This window comes from Stenotrophomonas sp. SMYL86 (genome assembly GCF_036320025.1).
GTDB lineage: Bacteria > Pseudomonadota > Gammaproteobacteria > Xanthomonadales > Xanthomonadaceae > Stenotrophomonas > Stenotrophomonas maltophilia_A.
Genome location: NZ_JAWIRU010000039.1, coordinates 1 through 941, shown reverse-complemented (window position 1 = coordinate 941; position 941 = coordinate 1). Strand labels below are relative to the sequence as shown.

General features: G+C 64.4%; 1 protein-coding gene. It reads left to right on the top strand.

The window, feature by feature from the left end:
• Positions 1–941: elongation factor Tu (tuf, locus tag V3B64_RS21805; protein WP_329914961.1), on the top strand; the 941-nt coding region annotated here is incomplete at both ends.

The window sequence follows — 941 nt, the reverse complement described above, 5'->3', positions numbered from 1 at the left end:
TACGAATCCCCGGTCCGTCACTACGCCCACGTCGATTGCCCGGGCCACGCTGACTACGTCAAGAACATGATCACCGGTGCCGCCCAGATGGACGGCGCGATCCTGGTGTGCTCGGCCGCTGACGGCCCGATGCCGCAGACCCGCGAGCACATCCTGCTGTCGCGTCAGGTCGGCGTGCCGTACATCGTCGTGTTCCTGAACAAGGCCGACATGGTTGACGACGCCGAGCTGCTCGAGCTGGTCGAGATGGAAGTGCGTGAGCTGCTGAGCAAGTACGACTTCCCGGGCGACGACACTCCGATCATCGCCGGTTCGGCCCGTCTGGCGCTGGAAGGCGACCAGAGCGACATCGGCGTGCCGGCCATCCTGAAGCTGGTCGACGCCCTGGACAGCTGGATTCCGGAGCCGGAGCGTGCGATCGACAAGCCGTTCCTGATGCCGGTGGAAGACGTGTTCTCGATCTCGGGCCGCGGCACCGTGGTGACCGGTCGTATCGAGCGCGGCGTGATCAAGGTTGGCGACGAAATCGAAATCGTCGGCATCCGTCCGGTGCAGAAGACCACCGTGACCGGCGTTGAAATGTTCCGCAAGCTGCTGGACCAGGGTCAGGCAGGCGACAACGCTGGCCTGCTGCTGCGCGGCACCAAGCGTGACGACGTCGAGCGTGGCCAGGTTCTGGCCAAGCCGGGTTCGATCAAGCCGCACACCAAGTTCGAAGGCGAAGTCTACGTCCTGTCGAAGGACGAGGGCGGCCGTCACACCCCGTTCTTCAACGGCTACCGTCCGCAGTTCTACTTCCGCACCACCGACATCACCGGCGCAGCTGCTCTGCCGGAAGGCGTCGAAATGGTGATGCCGGGTGACAACGTCAAGATGGTCGTCACCCTGATCAACCCGGTGGCAATGGACGAAGGCCTGCGCTTCGCCATCCGCGAAGGCGG